This is a genomic window from Vibrio sp. V23_P3S9T160 (genome assembly GCF_963886625.1).
Lineage (GTDB): Bacteria > Pseudomonadota > Gammaproteobacteria > Enterobacterales > Vibrionaceae > Vibrio > Vibrio anguillarum.
In genome coordinates, this window is record NZ_CAWPDB010000126.1 from 1 (window position 1) to 22,957 (window position 22,957).

Sequence of the window (22,957 nt, forward strand, 5' to 3'; positions counted from 1 at the left end):
GTATAAAAATAAGTATAATTAATGATTTTAATATTATATTAGTAATACTAATAATCATAAAAAGGAGCGTTGGATGAGAGGGCTAGATTACAAATGGATTGAGGCATTAGATGCGGTACTGCAACAAGGAAGCTTTGAACGAGCCGCTGAAAATCTCTATATTTCACAATCGGCTATTTCTCAAAGAATCAAGCAACTAGAGAGATTTATCGCCCAACCGGTCCTGATTCGAGAGCAGCCACCAAGGCCAACGCTGGTGGGAAAAAAATTGCTAGGGTTGTATCGTAGGGTGTGTTTGCTTGAAAATGAACTGGTGCCTGAATTGATGAATGAGGAGAATACGCGGCCTGTTTCAATAGCTATTGCCACTAATGCGGACAGTTTGGCTACTTGGTTACTTCCTGCGTTATCGAATACGATGAAAACGCGGCAAGTTGAGTTGAACCTGACGGTTTTCGGTGAGTCACGTACGATCGAAAAAATTAAAAATGGCGAAGTAGCTGGCGCAATAAGCTTAGAATCGCAAGCCATTCCTGGTTGTCATGCTGACTACTTAGGCCGAATGGACTATGTGTGTGTTGCCAGCCCGGAGTTTTATCAGCGTTATTTCTCTCAAGGTGTGAACTTTCATACTTTAAAAAAAGCACCAGCGGTATCGTATGATCAGTATGATGATCTGCATAAAAAATATTTGCATGATCACTTCAATGTGCCAAGAGATGCCGTCATAAACCATACCGTGGGTAGTTCAGAAGCTTTTGTTAAATTAGCCCTATCCGGTGCGGCGTATTGTTTGATCCCCCGCTTACAGATAGCACAAGAGCTCGAAATAGGCACGCTTACTGACATTACACCAGGGTTCATTTTAACCAACCGTATTTATTGGCATCATTGGCAGTTAGAAACGGGAATATTACAGGAAATCTCTCAGGCCATCGTTCAATATGCTCGCCAAGTGTTGCCGCAATGACAAAAGTTCAACGTCAAAGTTATGTCATTTCATAAGCTATTAACTGTGCTTATATAGAGTATCGCCTATGATGTATTCACCCATTTGAGTAAGGTAACTCCCATGAAATTAATGACAAGTGTAACGCTATTATCTGGATTGCTCAGTTTTGGTTCTATGGCGCAGGAAATCAATTTTCCTCATCTTTCAACGACAGGTTATGGTGAAGTCGTTGCGGCACCTGATATGGCTGAGTTTTCAGTTAAAGTGGTTGAATCGACGCTGACGGCGGAGCAGGCAAAAAGAGCGGTCGACAAAGTGGTAGAAGCATTTGTGGCGCGTTTGAAAGAATCCGGTGTGACTTCCCAACAAATATCGAGTTCAAATCTCTACCTTGCCCCTCAATATCACTACCCTAAGTCCGGCAAGCCTGAGTTAGTGGGTTATCAAGCAACAAGAAGTGTCACGGTTGAGGTTGAAGATTTAAGCCAGCTTAATCAATACCTTGATGTAGCGCTCGGTGAGGGCATTAACCAAGTCGACAATATTCAACTTAAAGTTCGGAATCAAGAGCAATACCAGCAACAAGCTCGGCTAGCGGCGATTCAAGATGCGAATACCAAAGCACTATCATTGGCGGAAGGATTTAAGTTGAAATTAGGTGGTGTGTGGCAGATAGACTACAACTCGCCCAGCGTGCAGCCGATTATGATGCGTGCTATGGCAATGGATGCAAAATCTGAATCCAATAGCTACCAAGACTCGACGCTTATTATTCGCGATAGAGTGGACGTAGTCTATCAATTAAACAACTAAGCCTTCGCCTAAGCTACTGATTAATTGGTTAATTTAAACTGGATGAAAACGAGCTTTTACTTCCATAAATTGATTGTTTTATTAAGAGGTAGCTTTTTGTTTTGTCTATTTTTTAAGATGCTATAATCCGCTCATCACTATTTAGGGTTAATATTTAGACAAGTCATGAGATACACAAAAATAATCAGCATCCTTCTCATCATTTGTTTCTTATTCAGCGCAATAGTGACTGGGTATTATTATCAGCGCTACCAAGAAGTGAAAGACAACGCAACGCAAAACACGGTAGCGGAGGCGTTTGATCAACTCAATGAAAGTGAACATCAATACCGGGGTTTGAAAGCCCAAGTAGGCTCCATTGTTGATTTACTTAGTCGCAGCCAAAGTTTGTATGAATTTATTTTTTCTCCTTCAGAGGCTAACCAACAGAGTCTTGAAAAAAGCTGGTCTTCTGTTGCTGAAAAACAGACATGGTATAGCTCAATTGCGCTTTTAGACGTGTCTGGGCATGAACAACTTCGGATTCATTATTCTGCGACTAATCATTTGGCTTCTAGTGTAAAAACACAGCAAGACAGCTCACATCATGACTACATTGCTTTTGCAGAAAATCTCTCAGAGGGAGATGTGGGTGTATGGGGCATTACATTGGCAGATGCTCCGAGTAGAGCGGCTATACAGCCTATGCTATGCGTAATCACGCCAGTTACCGTATTAGGGGAGCGAAAAGGTTATTTAGTCCTCAATGTTGATATTTGGTCACAATCTTCGCGCTTAACTCATGCGCGTGATCCACAGTTAACTCCTGAGCTTATCGGCGACTCCGGTTTCTACTTGTCTTCTAGCGATAAAAGCAAATTATTTGGAGATTTATTACCCTCTAACCAGCACGTGAATCTGGCACTTCAATTACCGAAAACCTGGCAACAGATGCAGCTTAAGCCTTCTGGGTACGTGCTAGAAAATAACAAGATGACTGTATATACAACCCTTAAGTTTGCCTCACTGAAACCCGTCTTTTTAATGATTCAATTCACTGATGAGCAGTTAGATCATCGAGCGCAGCGTGACGTCAACGATTTAATCAAAGAAGCTTTTTTCGTCTTCTTCGTTATACTCATTTTTGCGCTTCCCATGGTTTCCATGGCATTGCATTACCATCATCGAAGTATTGAGAGCAAACTGGCAAGAGCAGCCTTGAATGGTATGTCTGCAGTGATGATCTCAGACAGAAAGCACAAAGTGATGATGGTTAATGGCGAATTTGAAAAGATTACTGGTCTGACTATTGACGAGATAAAAGGCAGTAACGCATTAAAATTACTGCTCAGTCCAAATGGTATGGAGTTTATGCTCGAGGTACTTGAGGAGGTATCGCAGCAACATTTCTGGGAAGGTGAAGTAGAAATGGTCAATACGCAAGGTGAGACGCTAACCGCCATCATGAGAATTCAAGCGATTAAAGAGGCGACTAAAGTCAGTTATTATATTACGTCTTTAGTCGATATTACTCAGCACAAAGAGCTTGAAAACCGATTACGAGAATTGAGCGAAAAAGACGCGTTAACTCAGCTATGGAATCGCCGTAAATTTGAAGCAGAATTGCAGCATCATACGCACCTCGTTCAACGTTATCCCGAAAGCCATCATGTTTGCCTTGTCTTAATTGATATTGATTACTTTAAACGAGTGAATGATGAACAAGGACATGATGAAGGTGATCGCGTCATTATTAAAGTTGGTGAGATTTTGAGCCAAACATTGCGTGCCACCGATTTTCTGGCACGTATTGGCGGTGAAGAGTTTGCGATTATTATGCCGCATACTTCTGTAGAAGAAGCCGAGACTGTCCTAGACCGATTACGAGTAGCGGTAGAGCAAAGCCTCACTGTGACTATCAGCGCTGGCTTTACTGACTTAACCGCAGATGGTAAACGCTCGTATAAATGTGCTGATATTGCTTTATATGAGGCGAAAACCTTAGGACGAAATCGAATTTCACTGTGTAAAAGCAGTGATGATCTTGCTTAAGGCATACCGCAAAGAGTGATGGGTTTGGCAAGTAAAGCGTAAATAGCGAAAATAAAAAATCGGGGCAAGCCCCGATTTTTTCTGCTTTGTATTCGACGTTCGATTATAGAACGTGAACAGAAGCTGTGTTGGTTGTACCTGAGGCAACAAGTGCACCAGAAACCATCACTACGATGTCACCCTTCTTGCCTAGACCAGAAGCCAGTGCAATCTCTTTACCATTGATGTAGAACGCATCAGTGCTGTCGATAGTATCAACAACAACCGGTGTTACACCTTTAGTCAGAACAAGTTGAGCCGCCGTTTTCTTGTTAGTGGTTACAGCAATGATGTTCGCAGTTGGGAAGTACTTACGCACTGAACGAGCTGATTTACCCGCTTCAGTTGCGACCACGATAAGTGGAGCCGCCAATTTCTCAGCAGTATCTACTGCACCTTTACATACGGCTTCAGTAATGCGTAGGCGTGGGCTGTCTAAACGAGAACCCAACTCAGCTTGTAGAACGCGGTCTGTACGAGCACAGATTTGCGCCATGATAGTGACCGCTTCAACAGGGTATTTACCTTTTGCTGTTTCGCCAGAAAGCATCACTGCATCTGTACCATCCATTACCGCGTTGGCTACGTCGCCAGCTTCTGCGCGAGTTGGACGTGGGTTCTTGATCATTGAATCAAGCATTTGAGTTGCTGTGATAACCACTTTACGTGCGCGGTTACATTTTTCGATCATCATCTTCTGTGCAAAGATAACTTCTTCAGCAGGGATCTCAACACCTAGGTCGCCACGAGCAACCATGATACCGTCAGAAAGCTCAAGAATTTCGTCGAAGTTATCAACGCCTTCTTGGTTTTCAATTTTAGAGATGATTTGGATATCTGCGCCGCCGTTTGCTGTTAGCAGTTCGCGGATTTCACGTACGTCGTCAGCTTTACGAATGAAAGAAGCCGCAACAAAATCAACGCCTTGCTCACAACCAAATTTAAGGTCTGCTTTATCTTTTTCAGAAAGAGCTGGAAGGTTCACTGAAACGTTAGGAAGGTTAACACCTTTGTTTTCACCTAGCGCGCCGTTGTTCAGCACTTTACATTTCACTTCAGTTTCTGTGGTTGCAATCACTTCCATTTCAATCAGGCCGTCATCAACCAAAATTTTGTTACCTACAGTAAGGTCTTTAGCAAAACCTAAGTAAGTCACGGCAACTTTATCTTTGTTACCTACAACGGTTGCATCAGTAGTGAAAGTGAAATCCTGGCCAGCCACGAGATCAACGTCATCACCATTTTCTAGTTTGATGGTACGGATTTCAGGACCTTTAGTGTCTAAAAGGATCGCAAGCTGTTTACCAGTGTTTTCCATTACTTTACGGAAGTTCGCAATACGAGTGCCGTGTTCTACGAAGTCACCGTGAGAGAAGTTCAAACGCATAACGTTCATGCCAGCATTCACTAGCTCAGTAAGCTTCTCTACAGATTCAGTTTTAGGGCCAATCGTACATACGATTTTGGTCTTTTTCATGGAAGGTTCTCTCCGGTAAATATGATTACAATTTGAAGTTGGTTGAGTGTTCTAGCGTCATCACAAGCGGCAATTTTTCTTATCTATTACCCAACAATATTGATGTGATTTTGTGACATTAGAGCTGAAAGTCTTTCAACAGTTTAGTCATTTTATGACCAAGCATTGTCGATTTTATAGCGTTATTTTGCCACTTATTGAGTTTAAATCGGTTAAGTTGCAAAAGAATAACAGTCAATTCTGTAATTTTTTTTCTTTTCGGCGCGAATTCTACCACCTAATGAGTTCAATATCACTGCCTAAGAATTGTCTTAGGACAAGGTTTTAGCGTGAATTATTAATTTTTTAGATCGAAATAAATAGACAATAAAGTTTCGATTCGATTAATATTTCTTTCGATTCGTAATCTTGAAGAAAAATATAAATGTCGAAACGAAATACACAACTGAGAAGACACACCATTGCTAACCTTGTGAATGAACAAGGTGAGGTCAGTGTTGATGCACTCTCTGCTCAGTTTGAAACCTCAGAGGTGACTATTAGAAAGGATTTGGCCTCTTTAGAGAAAAACGGTCAACTCTTACGCCGTTACGGTGGTGCGATTGCACTGCCTAAAGAGGTGGTCAATGATGAGTTTAATCCTAAAGTTTCGAATCGAAAGATAAAGCTGGCTAAGGCGGCGGCTAAGTTAATTCGAGACCACAATCGCATCGTTATTGACTGCGGTAGTACTACGGCAGCATTAATTCAGCAACTGAATGATAAACGCGGTTTGGTTGTGATGACCAACTCATTGCACGTAGCGAACGCCCTTAATGAACTAGAAAGTGAACCGACACTATTAATGACGGGCGGTACTTGGGATACCCATTCCGAGTCATTTCAGGGCAAAGTGGCTGAATCGGTACTGCGTTCTTACGATTTTGACCAACTGTTTATAGGCGCTGACGGTATTGATCTTGAACGTGGCACCACCACCTTCAATGAACTGATTGGCCTGAGCAAAGTGATGGCCGAAGTCTCACGAGAAGTGATCGTGATGATCGAATCAGACAAAGTCGGCCGAAAAATTCCCAACCTTGAGCTCGCTTGGGAGCATATCGACGTGTTAGTGACCGATAACGATCTAACCGTTCAAGATGCCGCATTGATTGAATCGCACCAAGTGCGAGTGATCCGAGCTTAATTAACCCCTATTCAACCATTCCTAAATAAAGGCCTTCGCTTGCGGCTTTAGGGATGAAGCATAAATCTAAAATGGAGTAAAAACCTTATGTGTGGAATCGTCGGTGCAGTAGCACAACGAGATGTGGCTGAAATTTTAGTGGAAGGACTACGCCGTTTGGAATACCGCGGTTATGATTCAGCCGGTGTTGCTGTGGTGGATAGTGCGAGTCAATTAACGCGCGTTCGTCGTTTAGGCAAAGTGCAAGAGCTAGCCGATGCAGTCGAAAAGCAACATGTTGCCGGAGGTACAGGCATTGCGCACACACGCTGGGCGACACACGGTGAACCTTCCGAAATTAATGCTCACCCACACATGTCGGGCGATATTGCGGTTGTGCATAACGGCATTATCGAAAACCATGAAACGCTACGTGACGTTTTGCGTGAACGCGGCTACCTTTTTGAATCGCAAACCGATACCGAAGTGATTGCTCACCTTGTTGAGTGGGAACTGCGCACGGCCAGTTCACTGCTTGAAGCGGTGCAAAAAACGGTTAAACAACTCGAGGGTGCTTACGGTACTGTGGTACTTGATCGCAAAGATCCAAGCCGTGTTGTGGTTGCTCGCTCTGGTAGCCCGATCGTGATCGGTTTCGGTGTTGGTGAGAATTTCTTAGCTTCAGACCAATTAGCTTTGCTGAATGTTACACGCCGCTTTATGTATCTTGAAGAGGGTGATGTCGCGGAAGTTACGCGCCGCGATGTGACGGTTTTTGCTGCAAACGGCGAACAGGTGACGCGTGAAATTAGCGAATCTAACGCAGAGCATGACGCTGGCGATAAAGGTAAATATCGTCATTTCATGCAAAAAGAGATCTTTGAACAGCCAACGGCATTGATTAACACCATGGAAGGCCGCATCACCAAAGACAGCGTAGTGACAGAAAGCATTGGCGTGAACGCTGCCGAAATTCTTAGTCAAGTGGAACATGTACAAATCGTCGCTTGCGGAACGTCGTACAACGCAGGCATGACAGCGCGTTACTGGTTTGAAGCATTGGCAGGCGTGAGTTGCGATGTGGAAATTGCCTCTGAATTCCGCTATCGAAAATTTGTCACTCGTCCAAATAGCTTGTTGATCACGCTTTCTCAATCCGGTGAAACGGCAGATACCTTAGCCGCTTTGCGCTTGGCGAAAGAAAAAGGCTACATGGCCGCGATGACTATTTGTAACGTAGCGGGTTCTTCGCTGGTTCGTGAATCTGACTTTGCATTCATGACTCGCGCTGGAACAGAGATTGGTGTGGCATCAACCAAAGCCTTCACTACTCAGCTGGCAACCTTGCTGATGTTAGTGACCGCTCTTGGTAAACAAAAGCAGTGCATTAATAAAGAAAAAGAGGCGGAAATTGTTGAAGCACTGCATGCACTGCCTGCACAGATTAATGCCGCCCTTGCCTATGAAAAGCAGATTGAAGCACTGGCTGAAGATTTCGCAGATAAACACCACACTCTATTCCTAGGTCGTGGTGAGTTTTACCCTATCGCGCTTGAAGCATCATTAAAGCTGAAGGAAATCTCTTACATTCATGCTGAAGCATACGCAGCGGGCGAATTAAAGCACGGCCCATTAGCACTGATTGACGCTGATATGCCCGTTGTCGTGGTCGCGCCAAATAACGAGCTGTTAGAGAAGCTAAAATCGAACATTGAAGAAGTACGTGCTCGTGGCGGCTTGCTGTATGTGTTTGCCGATCAAGACGCTGGCTTTGCGGCTGATGAAACAATGAAAATCATCACCATGCCACACGTGAGTGAAATTACCGCGCCGATCTACTACACCATTCCAATGCAGCTTCTTTCTTATTATGTTGCTTTAATCAAAGGTACGGATGTCGACCAACCTCGTAACCTGGCCAAAGCCGTAACGGTTGAGTGATACAAGGTGGTTAGAGCGCATATTGTCGTGTGAGTAGAATAAAGTATCATCGTTTTTCTCTGCTCAAATACTTGGCTCAAGTGATGTAAACAAGCGATTCAGCACAACCCCGCTTCTGCCACTTAATGCTTCAAAGTAGAAGCTCATAACGCTTTTGTTCCTCCCCCTTTTAGGGGGAGGAAATCAGTTTTGTGAGCGTTGGGAGTAAGCCATTTATTATAATGGATGCAGTTTGCTAAAACAGTTTTTGTCCCATTACGAGTTTGCGTAACAAAATGATGCTCTTCCTTCGCAGAATATTGTCCGATTCATGCCTAATGACTGACCATTCAAAACTGATGCGTACTTTCTAATAATGTCGTTAGTCATACCGCGTATGCTAAGCAGCCTAAATTTGCATATCATTTCGATTAGCAAAGCCTCTGCCTTTAAAGAAGTGGTTTAGGTGAAGTCTTTAACGGAACTTATTCTGCTTCCTATAGACTTTTATCTAAATTTGCGTGGCGCTGTAAATGTTCAATAAATATCGGGATCTTTTTTGCCAAGTGTTTTCTGGAAGAGTAAAAGAGATATAAAACCAAATCTTCAGGCTCGTACTCCATTTTTATTATTTCCAGAGAACCTACCTCTATCTCATTACGACAAGATTCGGTTGGCAATATCGCGAACCCCAAACCAGCTAACGCACCTAATTTAGCTAGATGTCCACTATTGACTTTAAATGAAGACTTTACCTTTTGGGTTGTCAGCTCACCTTTAGCGTTTTTAAATACCCACGGTGTCCCGTTTAACGCCGTAAAACTACTTATACAAGGAACATGTTTCAAATCGGTAATCTGGAAAGGTCTTCGCGTAGTCTGAAGGAATGTGGGAGATGCCACCACCGCACTTGGCCAACATTTAACCTTCTTCGCGACCCAATTAGTGTCTTCGAGGCTTCCTCGATGAAAGCTTAAAATGATGTCAAACCGATCAAACAAATCCTCTTTAGGGCTAAGACTCGTATCGCAACATAATGAAATTGAGGGATGTTGAGTACAAAACGAAACCACTGCTTGGGCTAAAGCTGGTGCATCAGGCATCAACACTCTCAGTTGACCCATGACTTCATGGGAGTGCAGTGCCACTTCCTCAAGAGCATCATTAAGTTTGTCTAGCAACGGCTGTGTGCGTAAGTAAAGATGTTCTCCTGCGTCTGTCGGAGCGATTCGGCGTGTGGTTCTGTCAAATAGTCTTATATCTAGCCGTTCTTCGAGTAAAGCGATATGGCGACTGACATTTGATGTCGGTAAAGATAGAAATTCCGCGGCTCGTTTAAAGCTTTTGTTCTCATAAACGCAGTGAAAACTTTTTAGCCACTGCTGATCAATCTTATCAAGCATCTCATTTAATCCCATTAAGTTGGATTATCAAACCCATTTAAACCACTTTATTACCAGAAGTTGGCTTATACAATGTTCCTCACTAAGTTACCTAGTGAGGCATCCCATGAGTTGGTTAGAAAGGTTAATAGATAAGAAGAAGATCATCAGTACACATAAAGCGCCGATTCTCGAGGGAGTATGGATTAAATGTCCGTCCTGTGACCAGATCTTGTACCGTATAGCCCTCGAGGGAAATTTAGATGTGTGCCCAAAATGCGATCACCATATGAGGATGTCAGCTCGCCGCCGATTAGATAGCTTTTTGGATAAAGCAGAGCGAATTGAGATTGCCAGTGAATATGAGCCGAAAGATTTGCTGAATTTTAAGGATCTAAAACGCTACAAGGAGCGTCTTGTTCTCGCCCAGAAAAGTACAGGAGAAAAAGATGCGTTAATTGCAATGAAAGGAAAACTAATGGGCTTACCTATTGTGGCCTGTGCATTCGAATTCTCTTTTATGGCTGGTTCAATGGGGGCAGTGGTAGGCGCACGCTTCGTTAAGGCTATTAATACGGCTATTGATGCAAATTGTGGATTGGTATGCTTTTCTGCTTGTGGGGGCGCTCGAATGCAAGAATCACTCATCGCATTGATGCAGATGGCTAAAACCAGTGCTGTCTTGAATCAGTTATCAATGGCTAAGTTACCCTACATATCTGTGCTGACCGATCAAACTTATGGGGGGGTATCTGCAAGTGTCGCCATGTTGGGTGATATTAACATTGGTGAGCCGAAAGCAAGGATCGGATTTGCAGGACGCCGAGTTATTGAACAAACCGTTCGAGAAAAACTACCAGAGGACTTTCAGCAAAGTGAATTCCTCTTAGAACATGGTGCTCTAGATATGATTGTGGATAGACGTGAGATGCGCAAACGAATTGGTGGACTGGTCGCTAAAATGACCAATACCACTATTCCACTGGATGTATAGTTTATAGGCTCAGTTATGCTCTAGAGCGGAAGTTGATAAACGTTCTGTACCTCCGGGGAGGAAATCAGTTTTGTGAGCGTTGGGAGTAAGCCATTTTTAATTTGAAAGCGCCCCTGATAGTGCTATCCAACATGCGAAACTCAGCTCTGTTTTCTTCAAAAGGAGTGCTAGGTTGGGGGAGTGTGTTATAGGGATATCTCCCCTTAAAAAGAGGAGTTATAAACAACCCGAACCACAGGGTTAAAGCGCGTGATGGGTGAAGTATTCGTATGCTTCTTTGGTGCCCATGTAGCGGCTTAAGCTGCGCACCGGAACGTTGCGTAAATCGACCACAATCAAGCCATCTAACGAATCATTAAAATCAGGGTCTACGTTAAAACTGACTAACTTGCCATTTAAACCGAGGTATTGACGCAGTAGCACCGGTACGCTTTTTCCTTCATCTAACCGAGCAATCACTTTGGAAAGCAGTTGTAAATCAGCCAATGCGCTCAGCAAACTCGCATTCCAAGGCGCTTGTTGGGCCGGGAGTGGGTTACTTGCCTCAACCAAATGGGCGTGTTGGTTATTGTAGTAGTGCTGCATCATTGTATCGGCTAATAAACGGCGCGCACTTTCACTGTAATCATTGCTGATACTTACGGGGCCAAATAGGTGCGTATAGTGCGGGTTTCGGTGCACATAGGTTGCGATTCCCTTCCAAAGCAGCAATAGCGGAGCCATACTTTTTTGGTACTCGATGTCGACGACTGAACGCCCCATTTCAATTGCATTACCTATGGTATTGAGAAAGCGGTGGTCATACTGAAACAGCGTTCGTGAGTACAAACCTGCAATACCGCTTATCGGCACAATACGGTCGACTAAGCCTAAACGGTAAGCTCCGACCAATTTCTGCGCTTCGCGATCCCAAATGAATAGATGCAGGTAGTTGCGATCGTATTGATCGATATCGAGCTCGGTGCCAGTGCCTTCACCTACCAGCCTGAAATTGTGCTCTCGCACTCGTCCTATTTCGTGCAGTAGCGAGGGGATGTTTTCTGCGCTGGTACAATACACATCGAATTCGTTATGCCTTAATAGATGATCAGAAAAAGAAAGCTGCTCAATATCGTGTAACAAAGCGCTTAGGGGGAGCCGCTGTGCAATGGATTGTAACGGCTCATCATTGGTTTTATTGCGCCTTGTTGGGTTGATGTGACTTAAAAGGTAGGTGTTGAGCCTTAAATAGCTGACCAGCGTCTCATCACACAGATGTTGGATTTCTTTATGATTGATCGCATCGCCAATGGCGATTTCGATACGTTGATGCTTTTTATTGAGCAGTTCACGGCCCAACATTAACGTTCTTAGTAGCGGGTGGATTTTTCCAGCCACGTAAAAGCGTTTCGAATTTTGCCCGTTGATGAATACAGGTAACGCCGTCGCTTGATGCTTTTGTATCAGTCGGCTGACTGAACGGCTCCACTGTTTGTCTTCCAGTTTCTGCGTTTTACTATCAACCAGTTGTGACACTTCGCCCGCAGGAAACATCAATAGCAGCCCACCTTGAGCAAGGTGTTTATTGGCGGCTCTCAAGGCTTGCATATTCGCTTTTTGCGCTGCTTTGCCTTCAAAAACATCTACACCAATAAACAGCGAATCTAACTCTGGTACGGTTTTTAAATAGTGATTGGCCAATATCTGCACGTCAGAGCGAATTGAAAGCAGCATCTCAGCCAGAATAACGCCTTCCACACAACCAAGTGGGTGATTTGCAACAACGACTGTCGCGCCTTGAGTGGGTACTTGAGCTAATGATCCTTTCACCACTTGATAGTCAATACCCAATACCTCTAACGTAAAACGCAAAAATGTTGCGGTATCGCAATGGGGTGGGCGTTGTGCATAAAACTTATCTAAACGAGTTAGGCCTGTAGCCCACTCAGTGAAGTGTTCACCTAGTCCAAACGGCGTTTTTCTCGGTAATTTAAAAGGGCTTATCGTGAGCATAGCAACCTCGCATTTTATGCTTTGTGCTTATGCTAAAGAGGGAAGATGACAATCTGGCTGCGCTTAAGTGAGTAATTGATTGCTCTTTTTTTACAGTTTAATGAAATCCGTCTCAAATTGGAGATGAACTAGAATCTTTGATGCAACAATGATTTTTTAGCAACAATAAATCATTTTCTGCTCACAAAATGAACTGGTTTTGTTTTGGTGCTGCTTATTTGGTGCTAGCTTATAAGGGCGGTACAAAATATAAAAATGTCAATTGAACCTTTGTTTTGCTGATCTGGAATAAACGGGAGCTTCGTGCTCCCGTTGCTGTTTCTAGCGCGAGAGTGGCATCCTTATCCCTTTTCTTTATCTTTGCGTCCCATCTGTTCACTTAAAAAGAAACTTTACCGCGCAGTGATTTATTAGCCGCGATTCGTTTTTTCTCGTCAACTCGCCGACGTTGAGAGCTTTTTGTCGGTTTGGTTGCCCGGCGTGTTTTTTCTATCACCATCGCAGAAAGAATAATCTCTTTGAGACGTTTGAGGGCATCTTCTTTATTCAGTTCTTGGGTGCGGTGAGATTGCGCTTTGAGGACAATAACGCCCTCTTTGGTCATTCTGGAATCTGGTCTTTCGAGTAATTTTTGTTTGTAGATGTCCGGTAACGTTGAGCGTCTGATGTCAAAACGTAAGTGGATCGCACTGGAGACTTTATTGACGTTTTGCCCGCCATTTCCGGCTGCACGAATCGCAGTAAGTTCGATTTCCCAGTCTGCCAGTTCAATAGTGTTGGATAGTTTGAGCATACAACCAAAGTAAAAATGTGTTCAATCCGCATTCTAGTGGAGGTGGCCCAGGTTATCTACCGCAGATTGTGGCTAGATTAGGAAAAGCGATACAGAGTGACGTATTGCGAAATCGCAGCGAAAACTTGCTTGATACGAGCAAGTTTCTACCCGGACGAGCAAGTTCTTGCTCGAAAATGAAAGCTTATAATCTAATTGATTGAAATTTAACTATTTTTGTTTTGGCATCCCCTTTGCTTTAAGAAACATTACATAACGCGATGCAATTTCCATCGCTTTTTCTTACTGAATAAGGATTAAGTCATGCCAACTCCATGTTATATCTCTATCGAAGGCGAAACTCAGGGTCTCATCACTGCAGGCGCTCTTTCTACTGACTCTATCGGCGATGCTTTCGTTGAAGGTCATGAAGATCAAATGTTGGTTCAAATGTTTGACCACGTTGTGACAGTACCGACTGACCCACAATCAGGTCAGCCTTCTGGTCAACGTGTTCACAAACCATTCAAATTCACCGTTGCGCTAAATAAAGCGGTTCCTCTTCTTTATAACGCGTTGGCGTCTGGCGAGAAGATGAAATCGGTTGAGCTAAAATGGTACCGCACTTCTATCGAAGGTAAACAAGAGAACTTCTTCACCACTAAACTTGAAAGCGCGTCTATCGTGGACATTCATTGCGAAATGCCACACTGCCAAGATCCTGCGAACGGCGACTTCACGCAAAACGTTACGGTTTCTATGTCTTACCGTAAAATCCTGTGGGATCATGTGAACGCTGGTACTTCAGGTTCAGATGACTGGCGCAAACCAGTAGAAGCGTAAGCTTTGATTTGGGTGGCTGGCTGATGTTGCGTAAGCAAAGCCAATCCGGCCAGCCACCTTTTTAGCCTTAAGCAAAGTGCATTCAATGAGTGTGACTTGCTTAAGGCTTTGCTGTTTCTAGTGTAAAGAGGATGGAAGATGGCCACGCTGAATTTTACGTTAAAGGTTGATGGGCTCGCCGACGATGCATTTGTGGTGCGAGAATACCAAGGACAAGAATCCTTATCGGAGAGTGTGCTGGCCAATGGCGAGCCTTGTTATGGGTTTCGTTACCACATTGAGCTAGCCAGCCGTCAATCAACTTTGAGTGCAATCGATGTCGTCGACAAAACGGCTCAGCTAACGATTTTTCGTAATGGCGGGGTGGTGCAGCGCGTGCATGGCATCGTGCGCCAGTTCAGTAAAGGCGATATTGGTCATCATCACACCTTTTACTCACTCACTTTAGTGCCTGCATTAGAGCGCTTGTCGCTGCGCCAAAATAGCCGCATCTTCCAGCTTAAAACTGTACCTGAAATTCTTTCCATTGTGCTGCAAGAAATGGGCATTGACGACTACGCCTTCGCACTTAAACGAGAATGTCTTCAGCGCGAATTCTGCGTACAGTACCGTGAAACTGATATCCACTTTTTACACCGCTTAGCCGCCGAAGAGGGCTTGGTCTACCACCTCCTGCATGAAGAAGGTAAACATACCCTCATTTTCAGTGACGACAGCCAAAGCTTAACGAAGCTCGATACACCGATCCCTTACAATGTGCTGTCTGGTGGTATCGCTGATACGCCTTACATTTCCAACTTAATCAGCCATACGCAATCGCAAGTGGCGGAAAGCCAATTGGCGGATTACAGCTTTAAAAAACCGACTTACGGTTTTAAGCAAAGTGCACTCGGCACCGCGATGGATTACCAGCAGACCGACTATGAACATTTTGATTTTCCGGGCCGCTTTAAAGACGATGAGAGCGGTAAAGCGTTTAACCAAATTCGTTTAGAGTACCTAAGAAGGCAGGCGCGTACCGCACAAGGCCAAAGCAATGAAGCGCGTTTGCAAGCCGGAACCCTGTTTGATTTGGTCGAGCATTTAGACGACAGCGCGAACCGAGATTGGGTTGTGGTGCAAGTAAACCATCAAGGCCAGCAGCCGCAAGCATTAGAAGAGTCTGGCGGTAGCGGTGCAACAACCTACAGTAACCAATTTACCTTGATCCCAGCCGATGTAACGTGGCGCGCAACACCGTACACGAAGCCGCAAGTGGATGGCCCATGCATCGCCCATGTGGTTGGCCCCGATGGCGAAGAGATCTTCTGCGATGAGTATGGCCGCGTTAAACTGCATTTCCCATGGGACAGATATTCTAACGGCGATGAACACAGTTCATGTTGGGTGAGGGTGTCGCAAGGTTGGGCTGGCAGCCAATATGGCATGATGGCTATCCCAAGAATTGGCCATGAAGTGATTGTCGATTTTTTAAATGGCGATCCGGATCAACCCATCGTCACGGGCCGCGCTTATCACGCCACCAATAAAGCGCCCTACACACTGCCAGATAACAAAACCAAAACCGTACTGCGTAGTGAAACCCACCAAGGGGAAGGCTTTAATGAGCTGAGTTTTGAAGATCAAGCAGGGCAAGAGAAAATCTACCTGCACGCGCAAAAAGACTATGAAGCGCTAGTGCTTAATGATGCCACCACCCACATCAAACACGATAAACACCTGACAGTGGATAACGACCAGTTCGGCCACATCAAAAATAACCAACACCTAACGGTCGAGGGCGAAAGCCGTCAGAAAATAGCGTTAGATCATAGCCTTGACGTGGGTGGTTCACTGCACCAAAAAATCGGTGAAAAAACGGTTTTTGATTCAGGTAATGAAGTGCACCTTAAAGCAGGCAATAAGTTGGTGTTAGATGCGGGTAATGAGATCACCATCAAAGCTGCGGGCAGTTTTATCAAAGTGGATGGCGGCGGTGTGCACCTAGTCGGGCCTGCGATCAACCTTAACTCCGGCGGCAGCGCAGGCAGCGGCTCGGGTTATGGCGGTGTTGTAGCGGCGTTGCCGAATCAAATGATTGCTGCACCGCCAGCACCAAACCCATTGCCATTACAACTATCAGCAGCAACCATGTCCACATTGTCTATTGCGAATGTGCCCATGGCAAAAATGTGTCAAAAACAAAGTGATGGGTCATGTCCTCGAGAAGATTGTCCGTGCGAACGAGGTGCCTCATGAATCAACCCAAGGCTGTTAATTATTGGTTAGTGGTTGATACCATTCGTATTCCTGATGCGATTGATGTTCTTACTAGGAATATGGCTGTTCAGCAGGCGATTGTATTATTTGCTGGTTCAGATTTTGATTATTTGAATGACCAAAGCCCATTAGTTGTTAATTTGGGTAGCGATAAGACAGCATTAGATAAATGGTTAACGCTGCCTTACTTCGATTCAAGCTCGGTTATTTTTGAGCTTGATGCGAGTCAAGATGGCTCTGCATTTAGTGAGCATTTACAGTCATTACTCCAAGTTAAGATCGACAATAAAGCCTGCTTTTTGCGTTTTTATACCAATGTCTTTTGGAATCAGGCTGCATCGCAACTTAATGACATCGATATTGAGACCCTTTTAGGTTCAGCTCAAGCCATTCATTGGGTTAATCATGCACGTCAACGGCAAACGCTTCATCATTCACCTATTCAGCCAGAGCAAAGCCAACCTGCTACTCTGACCTCTCCTATCTTTAAGCAGTGGGTATAAACATGTCCAATAATGCCTATACGATTTTAAAAAATGATTGCTTAAGCTTACTTGCTCAGCGTTTCAATATTTCTATCGATGAGTTAATCAAACTTAACAGCGAACAAATTAAAGATCCCAATCTGATTTATGAAGGTAACGTTTTAAAACTGCCGTCAGATCTAACCAAGCCAATTGAATTTGACGGTTCGCGTATTGAATTGGTTGAGCCGCCAACGGTTGTGAACGGTGGAAATGATACGTGTCAATCGCCCAAGGAATACGAGGATATTTTGTATGTTCCTGCTCATCCTAAAACGGGTAAAAAAGCTTGGTATGCGCTGACTAAGCAAGCAAAAGAAAAAGTTGAGGAAGAGAGGGCGCACATGGCGCAAGCCATTGTTGAGAATGATTCAGAAGCTACGATGAAGAACCTCAATAAGTTGGGGTTGATCTCAAAGTTTGCCGCCAAAGTTCACGAACAGTTTATGACGTCAGATGATGCTGAAAAATATCAGGCACTGCTGCTTGCCAAGCTGGTGATTAAAAATGAAGCATTCAGAGTTGATGGGACCAATCCGAATGATTATCTGATCACAGTGGCTAGGCTGATTGGCGTGTCGCTGGAAGAAACTCGTGAGAAGTTATCTAATCGAGAGCAAGCAAAAAACACCCATTTATACTACGGAAAATTCGGCTCTTTATATCGGCCATCACCAGAAGGTCCTTTGTTCGAAAAAAATATTAATCAACAGTTACGGACACTGGTGATTAAAAAAATTGAAAAAGAGGTCGAAAGCCTAGAAAAAGCCGCTGAAAAAGCGGCAAAAAATCATGTTGCAGATGATGGCAGCAAGTTTATTTATGATAAAAAACTCGAATATTTTACCAGTAGCCACCAAAAGAACTTGGCATCTTGGATACAGCAAGTGCACCTAAACCGTGATAAATCAGATCAAGAATTGCTTCGCAGCAGTTATCAACAGTCTCGTGCTTATTTAAAGCAGTGGCCAACACAGTTGCAGCAAGCTTTAGAGCAACGCTCTCGCATGTCTACGCTCGATAGTAAAGAGCAGCAAGCATTTCTTGATAAACAAAAGCTGTTTGTGTGTGCGATAAACTTAAAAAACATCAACCATTATGGCTTAGTCGTTAAAGAGCAATGTCTAACCTTAGACCAATTAGAAGGTGAGTCAGGCGTAGCTTGTGGTCCCGAAGCATTAAAAAAAGTGAAGAAATGGCGAGAATCGGGGGATGCCTTAGACATCATCAATGACAGTCAATTGATCGAGGCGTTATATAAGGAAACCGCAGGTGATAAATTTGACAATGATAGTTTGGACGCCAATCTCGATAGAATTATTAAAGGACCTGCGGCGTGGTCTTACTTCACGGCAAAAGCACTGATCGCGGTCGTTGACGCCACGGTTATTAAGCACAAAAAAGCACTGTCACAACTCCTTGGCACTAGCAGTTCAACACCTATTGATGAACTTTTTAGGCAATTACTTTGGGTTAAAAAAATCGCTTTAGCTCGGTTAAATTACCTAAAATCTCAGGCTCAAAAAAAGGCAGCACAAGGCGCTGATGGATTAGTGTTTACTTTGGGTAACGCGAGCCAGATGCCGCCAGCTCTTACCTTGTTATGGGATGAAACTACATTTAAACCCAAGGAAAAGCATAAGTCAGGCTTTATCAATAAAGCCGGAACCAACGATATTCAAGCGGTGGAGTGCTGTTTGCTCTCAGATGGTAAAGTATTTTACATCCGAGGCCCACACTGGTTAATACCTGAAACTAATGAAGATCCACTGTCTGCCTTAGCTGCGGGGCACGTTCGAGTCATTACTGAAAAAATTACCTTCAATTCGCCACAATCGAATGGAAAAAACATTGTAGAAGCAGGGTCTGTGCAGGACGCGCTCAACGCGCTCACCAAGCCTGAAAGTACAGTAGATTTAATGCCATTAAAAGCCAGTGCTGAGTTTGATACTGTTTTTTGGCAAGATAGCTATCATTACCAAGGCGGTATTGGTCCGAATGGTGAAACGTCCGCCTATTCTGTTGACGCTGGAGCGCAGTTGCTGCGTTTATCAACCAAGGCGGAGACCGAACTTAATACCCCTTTAAGCTCCTATCCAGATTTTATTAAAAAACGAGGTGATATCGATATCGGCGGCTCAGAAGCCATCTCGGCTCAATTTACCGCCCTGCAAGGTCAGCTCAGTTTTTCATTTTGGCTCCCGCTTGTACCAGAAAATAAAATGGTGAAGGAAGAGCAGGTCGAAAAAGTGAAAGGGCATGGGGTTAACTTAACTTATATCGATAAATACGATCATGAACATACATATAAAGCAGGTGACCTGCGGGTTTGTATTGCGGGTTCAGTTTATGGTCTGGCGGCCGCTTCATGCCAATTGAGTGCTAAGTTGGCAATCGGCCCGAGTGATGTGAGTGAAGGTTTTGGCATTAAAGGCAGCACGGTAGGGCTGTTTGATCCCAATATCTATAATGGTTATGCTCTGCCCGGAGCGAACTTAGCAAGTGCGGGAGCTGCTGGCTATGCAGGGGAAGCCGCTGTTTCTGTTGATGCGTTTGCCGGAGTAGAAGCAGGTGGCACTTTAGGTGCTACGGTTTACTGGGCCCCTCCAGAGGCTAAGTGTGTTACGCAGAGTAAAGGACCAAAGGCACCGAAAAAATTAGGTTCGATTGATGGCAAGCTGTCTGGTTCATTTGGCGCAGGCTATCATGCTGAGTTTCGTTTACTGTTTCAAGGTGGAGTTATCATCTTAGTGGCTTCAGCAGGCTTAGTGGTTGGGCCCGGTTGTAGTGGTAAAGTGGCGATTAATCTGGATGCCAACGCAGTCGATGAGTTTATTGGCTGCTTGCTTGGGGTATTAAAACAGAGCCATTTCCGCCGCCTAGCGATTTTTGGAGAAGCGGATGCCAATGGAGTCAACGATAGTTTTAACGAACTCAATAACCTAATGACCATTGGTTTAGCCTTAGGTTTACCTTTGGTGCAGGTGCTACTTATGCCGGTGACTGTATTGGCTGATTATAAGCAACAGGTACTGAGTAAAGAATATGCGCCGTTTTTAGCCAAACGTATAAACACGGTAGATCAAATAGAAAAAGAAAGAATGAGAGTTTGGCTTATAAAGTTACCTCCTGAAACGATTTGCAATATTTTAGGCAGTTTAGTTCAAGGTCAATCCAGAATTGAGCATGAAGCGAATCAACTTCAAGCACAAGCAATCGTACAAATTATGCAATGGCTAGAAGCTGATGAGAGTGTTGGTGAGGAAGCCAACCAGAGACAGTGGAAAGAAACCTTGATTGCGATGGGGAAACTTCCCGCAGGCAAAAAAGACCATCAGGTCGAATGGCAAACCTATCAAGCGCAGTGGCTTAGATTGGCAAGGTTTGTGACAGCTTCTGACTTAAGTAGGGATAAGGGAATTTCTGAAGATTTTGATAAAGCGAGTAAAACGCTTTGCAAAAATATGGTGCTAACTCGTTATGATGAATCGTACCAAAGCGGTCTGTTAGTGGGAATTAAAAAGCCAACCCAGTATTTTGCTTATCCGATCGGTGTTGTGCAAAATCCGGAGGTAGGCCAAAAAGTGCAAGTATGGCAAGACGCAGAGTTTCATAGTGAGCTAGTGAAAAAGAATGAAATCATTATTAATTGGAGTATTTATGACGCTTTATTTTAATCGGCTTGTCCGTATTGTCTTGCTGCTGAGCGTTATGGTTGGGCTGGTTGCTTGCAAGCCTAATCCACAAGATGATATTGCCCTATTTCAACCATTTATTACCGAGAATATTAATAAAAAATCAGATGATCCTTATATTTCGAGCACTGTAAAGCCTGGAGATAAGATGTACGATTATTTAATCAGATTGCAGCATGGCTCTGTTAACCCTGAGATATTAAGACCTTTGATTGAGCAAGGGGACACTGATGCCATGGTGTGGTATGCCAGAATAAATTTAATGAGCATTCAGAAGAGGGGAGAAGTTATTTCATTACTACAGAAATCACTACTTGAGGGCAACCCTTATGCTGCATTAGAGCTATCCGAGAAGGGAGAAAGTTGTGCTTACTTAGGCAATGTAAAGTTAGATCAGCAAGTGGCGGAGTTGCTCGGTAATAAATCATCCTCTGAGGCTAATATCTGTAATGAAGGTAATATGAATCTTGCGATTAAGGGTTTTCAACAACTCGCTGAGCAAGGCGATCTGCGCGCTCAATATTTTTTACTAAAACAGCAACAGTTAGAACAATCGAAAGAAACTAGAGCTCAGTATATTCAAGAGGTGATTCGCTTTTCTCAAGCACATTATTACCAACCGTTGATGGATTATGTCAATACCATCTTAGTTCGCCCACAGGGTAAAGATAAGTACGAAGCTAAAACACCAGAGCAGTACCAGTTAGCCATCGATTTGTTAACTATTTCGGCTAATCATAATTATATTCCCGCTGTAAATGACTTGGCCTTTTTCTTAAAGGAAACTGCACAGGAAGAGAGTGAAAGATTGAGAGGTTTAGGTTTAAACCTTGGTTCTACAAGTGCAGTGAAATATAAATACCATCGTTCTAATGAAGGGAGTGAGGATGAATATTTCTATAATGCTCTCTATAAAGAATTGTCTGGAGGATATATGTTTAGTTCCCGTAATTTTAATGAAGAAGAAAAGGCAAAGATAAATAAAAACGTTAAGTTATTCATGAGTGACATAACGCCAATGGTTTATATCGATGGTTTTACTAGCCGTGATGACTGGGTGGATTAGTTGCTAAGGCGAATACTTTAGCCGATATAATACGGCATAAACTACCTAAGCCCTTAGGGTAAAAACAACATCGCAACAAGCTTAGTCAACGAATCTGATAAGGAGCAAATCAATGGCAAATGGTGCATTAGTAGGAGATATCGGATCCGATCATGATGGTTTTCCTCCGACGCCGATCACCGCTGGGTCACCGACGGTAAAAATTGATGGCAAAGCAGTGGCAAGGCTGGGGGACCCGCTAGAGCCTCATGATAAGCCGAACAACCCAAGCCACCCACGTGCAATTAAAGGGGGCTCGGGTAGCGTTATGATTGATGGCAAGCCCGCCGCGCGAGTCGGCGATGCCGTTGACTGCGGTGGCGTAATTATTGGTGGCTCATCGGTCAATATTGGTTAAGGTTGTAGTCCATTTAATCAATAAAGCGGCGCTTCAAACCTTGAGTGCCGTTTTATTGTTTTAAGCGCAGCACCGTTAGCACCAGTGAGCCAGCGTTATCCCTCTTTATGAAAAGAAATTCTACGGACAGAAACGGAGCGAACAATGATCCGCCATATCTTATTAATCAAATTCAAACCACAAGCTCAGCCTGCCAACATCCAACAGCTCAAGTCGCTGTTTGAAGCCATGCCAGAGAAAATTGAGGGGGTCGCTGCTGTTGAGTGGGGCATGAACGACAGCCCTGAAGGTAAAAACCAAGGTTATACTCACAGCGTTTTAATGACATTTACCGATGAGCAAGCACGCCAAAATTATCTACCTCATCCAGAGCATAACGCGCTAAAGGATATCTTTCGTCCTTTGCTTGAAGAGATCATCGTTTTCGATTATTCGATTATTCGATTATTCGATTATTCGATTTAGTTACAAGCCAGTAAAATCTAGACGGTGTTTATCTCTACTCCATCGCTAGGATTCAAGCCTGAAAGTTGAGATGCCGTCTATCGAACTTTACTTGTTAATGATCGTCCTTATGCCGTTAAAGTATAGATTTATCAATATCTTGTGAGTTTCTATTCACCATTATATCAATGG

At 43.8% G+C, this 22,957-nt stretch carries 17 protein-coding genes; 13 read left to right on the top strand and 4 right to left on the bottom strand.

The features are described from left to right. The first annotated feature begins 73 nt into the window (after positions 1–73). The 3 genes from AACU59_RS09860 to AACU59_RS09870 all read left to right on the top strand — a co-directional run bounded on the left by AACU59_RS09860 (position 74) and on the right by AACU59_RS09870 (position 3,796). A complete protein-coding gene (locus AACU59_RS09860) occupies positions 74–970 on the top strand; it encodes a LysR family transcriptional regulator ArgP (RefSeq protein ID WP_017045436.1) in 897 nt (298 codons plus the stop codon). A gap of 84 nt (positions 971–1,054) precedes the next feature. Continuing rightward, positions 1,055–1,765, top strand: coding sequence for an oxidative stress defense protein (locus AACU59_RS09865; protein WP_094145374.1), 711 nt, complete (start codon positions 1,055–1,057; stop codon positions 1,763–1,765). Between the two features lie 165 nt (positions 1,766–1,930). Next, a complete protein-coding gene (locus AACU59_RS09870; RefSeq protein WP_094145376.1) occupies positions 1,931–3,796 on the top strand; it encodes a sensor domain-containing diguanylate cyclase in 1,866 nt (621 codons plus the stop codon). Between the two features lie 103 nt (positions 3,797–3,899). Here AACU59_RS09870 and pykF read toward each other — a convergent pair whose 3' ends face one another. Then, positions 3,900–5,312, bottom strand: a complete 1,413-nt coding sequence (pykF, locus tag AACU59_RS09875; protein ID WP_026027602.1) for a pyruvate kinase PykF — start codon at positions 5,310–5,312, stop codon at positions 3,900–3,902. A gap of 424 nt (positions 5,313–5,736) precedes the next feature. Between pykF and AACU59_RS09880 the strand changes: the two genes are divergently transcribed. Next, positions 5,737–6,498 (top strand): DeoR/GlpR family DNA-binding transcription regulator, encoded by a 762-nt coding sequence (locus tag AACU59_RS09880; protein ID WP_013857797.1) that lies wholly within the window; start codon positions 5,737–5,739, stop codon positions 6,496–6,498. An 87-nt stretch (positions 6,499–6,585) separates the two neighbouring features. Further along, the gene (glmS, locus tag AACU59_RS09885) at positions 6,586–8,418 is read left to right on the top strand and encodes a glutamine--fructose-6-phosphate transaminase (isomerizing) (RefSeq protein WP_017045440.1); all 1,833 of its coding nucleotides are present in this window, start codon (positions 6,586–6,588) and stop codon (positions 8,416–8,418) included. A 476-nt stretch (positions 8,419–8,894) separates the two neighbouring features. Here the strand turns inward: glmS and AACU59_RS09890 are convergent, their stop codons facing one another. Further along, positions 8,895–9,800 carry a LysR family transcriptional regulator gene (locus AACU59_RS09890; protein WP_443280873.1) on the bottom strand — a complete coding sequence of 302 codons (906 nt, stop codon included), beginning with the start codon at positions 9,798–9,800 and terminating at the stop codon, positions 8,895–8,897. A gap of 106 nt (positions 9,801–9,906) precedes the next feature. Here AACU59_RS09890 and accD point away from each other — a divergent pair, with 106 nt between their 5' ends. Continuing rightward, positions 9,907–10,773: an acetyl-CoA carboxylase, carboxyltransferase subunit beta gene (gene accD / locus AACU59_RS09895; protein WP_094145326.1), complete on the top strand. Its 867-nt coding sequence runs from the start codon at positions 9,907–9,909 to the stop codon at positions 10,771–10,773. A 240-nt stretch (positions 10,774–11,013) separates the two neighbouring features. Here the strand turns inward: accD and AACU59_RS09900 are convergent, their stop codons facing one another. Beyond that, positions 11,014–12,765 (bottom strand): lysophospholipid acyltransferase family protein, encoded by a 1,752-nt coding sequence (locus AACU59_RS09900; RefSeq protein ID WP_094145327.1) that lies wholly within the window; start codon positions 12,763–12,765, stop codon positions 11,014–11,016. Positions 12,766–13,144: 379 nt separating this feature from the next. Next, positions 13,145–13,558 carry an alternative ribosome rescue aminoacyl-tRNA hydrolase ArfB gene (gene arfB, locus AACU59_RS09905; protein WP_010318196.1) on the bottom strand — a complete coding sequence of 138 codons (414 nt, stop codon included), beginning with the start codon at positions 13,556–13,558 and terminating at the stop codon, positions 13,145–13,147. Positions 13,559–13,861: 303 nt separating this feature from the next. Between arfB and AACU59_RS09910 the strand changes: the two genes are divergently transcribed. The 7 genes from AACU59_RS09910 to AACU59_RS09940 all read left to right on the top strand — a co-directional run bounded on the left by AACU59_RS09910 (position 13,862) and on the right by AACU59_RS09940 (position 22,786). Further along, positions 13,862–14,380 (top strand): Hcp family type VI secretion system effector, encoded by a 519-nt coding sequence (locus AACU59_RS09910; RefSeq protein ID WP_013857791.1) that lies wholly within the window; start codon positions 13,862–13,864, stop codon positions 14,378–14,380. Between the two features lie 138 nt (positions 14,381–14,518). Beyond that, positions 14,519–16,618 carry a type VI secretion system Vgr family protein gene (locus tag AACU59_RS09915; protein WP_094145656.1) on the top strand — a complete coding sequence of 700 codons (2,100 nt, stop codon included), beginning with the start codon at positions 14,519–14,521 and terminating at the stop codon, positions 16,616–16,618. Beyond that, positions 16,615–17,142, top strand: a complete 528-nt coding sequence (locus AACU59_RS09920) for a DUF4123 domain-containing protein (RefSeq protein ID WP_047688204.1) — start codon at positions 16,615–16,617, stop codon at positions 17,140–17,142. The genes AACU59_RS09915 and AACU59_RS09920 overlap by 4 nt, the downstream gene beginning before the upstream one ends. 2 nt (positions 17,143–17,144) lie before the next feature. Then, positions 17,145–20,840: a LysM peptidoglycan-binding domain-containing protein gene (locus AACU59_RS09925; protein WP_094145655.1), complete on the top strand. Its 3,696-nt coding sequence runs from the start codon at positions 17,145–17,147 to the stop codon at positions 20,838–20,840. After that, positions 20,824–21,924 (top strand): tryptophanase, encoded by a 1,101-nt coding sequence (locus tag AACU59_RS09930; RefSeq protein ID WP_094145654.1) that lies wholly within the window; start codon positions 20,824–20,826, stop codon positions 21,922–21,924. The genes AACU59_RS09925 and AACU59_RS09930 overlap by 17 nt, the downstream gene beginning before the upstream one ends. A 112-nt stretch (positions 21,925–22,036) precedes the next feature. Continuing rightward, positions 22,037–22,321 carry a type VI secretion system PAAR protein gene (locus AACU59_RS09935; protein ID WP_094145653.1) on the top strand — a complete coding sequence of 95 codons (285 nt, stop codon included), beginning with the start codon at positions 22,037–22,039 and terminating at the stop codon, positions 22,319–22,321. A 144-nt stretch (positions 22,322–22,465) separates the two neighbouring features. Next, the gene (locus tag AACU59_RS09940; RefSeq protein WP_094145652.1) at positions 22,466–22,786 is read left to right on the top strand and encodes a Dabb family protein; all 321 of its coding nucleotides are present in this window, start codon (positions 22,466–22,468) and stop codon (positions 22,784–22,786) included. The last annotated feature ends 171 nt before the right edge of the window (positions 22,787–22,957 follow it).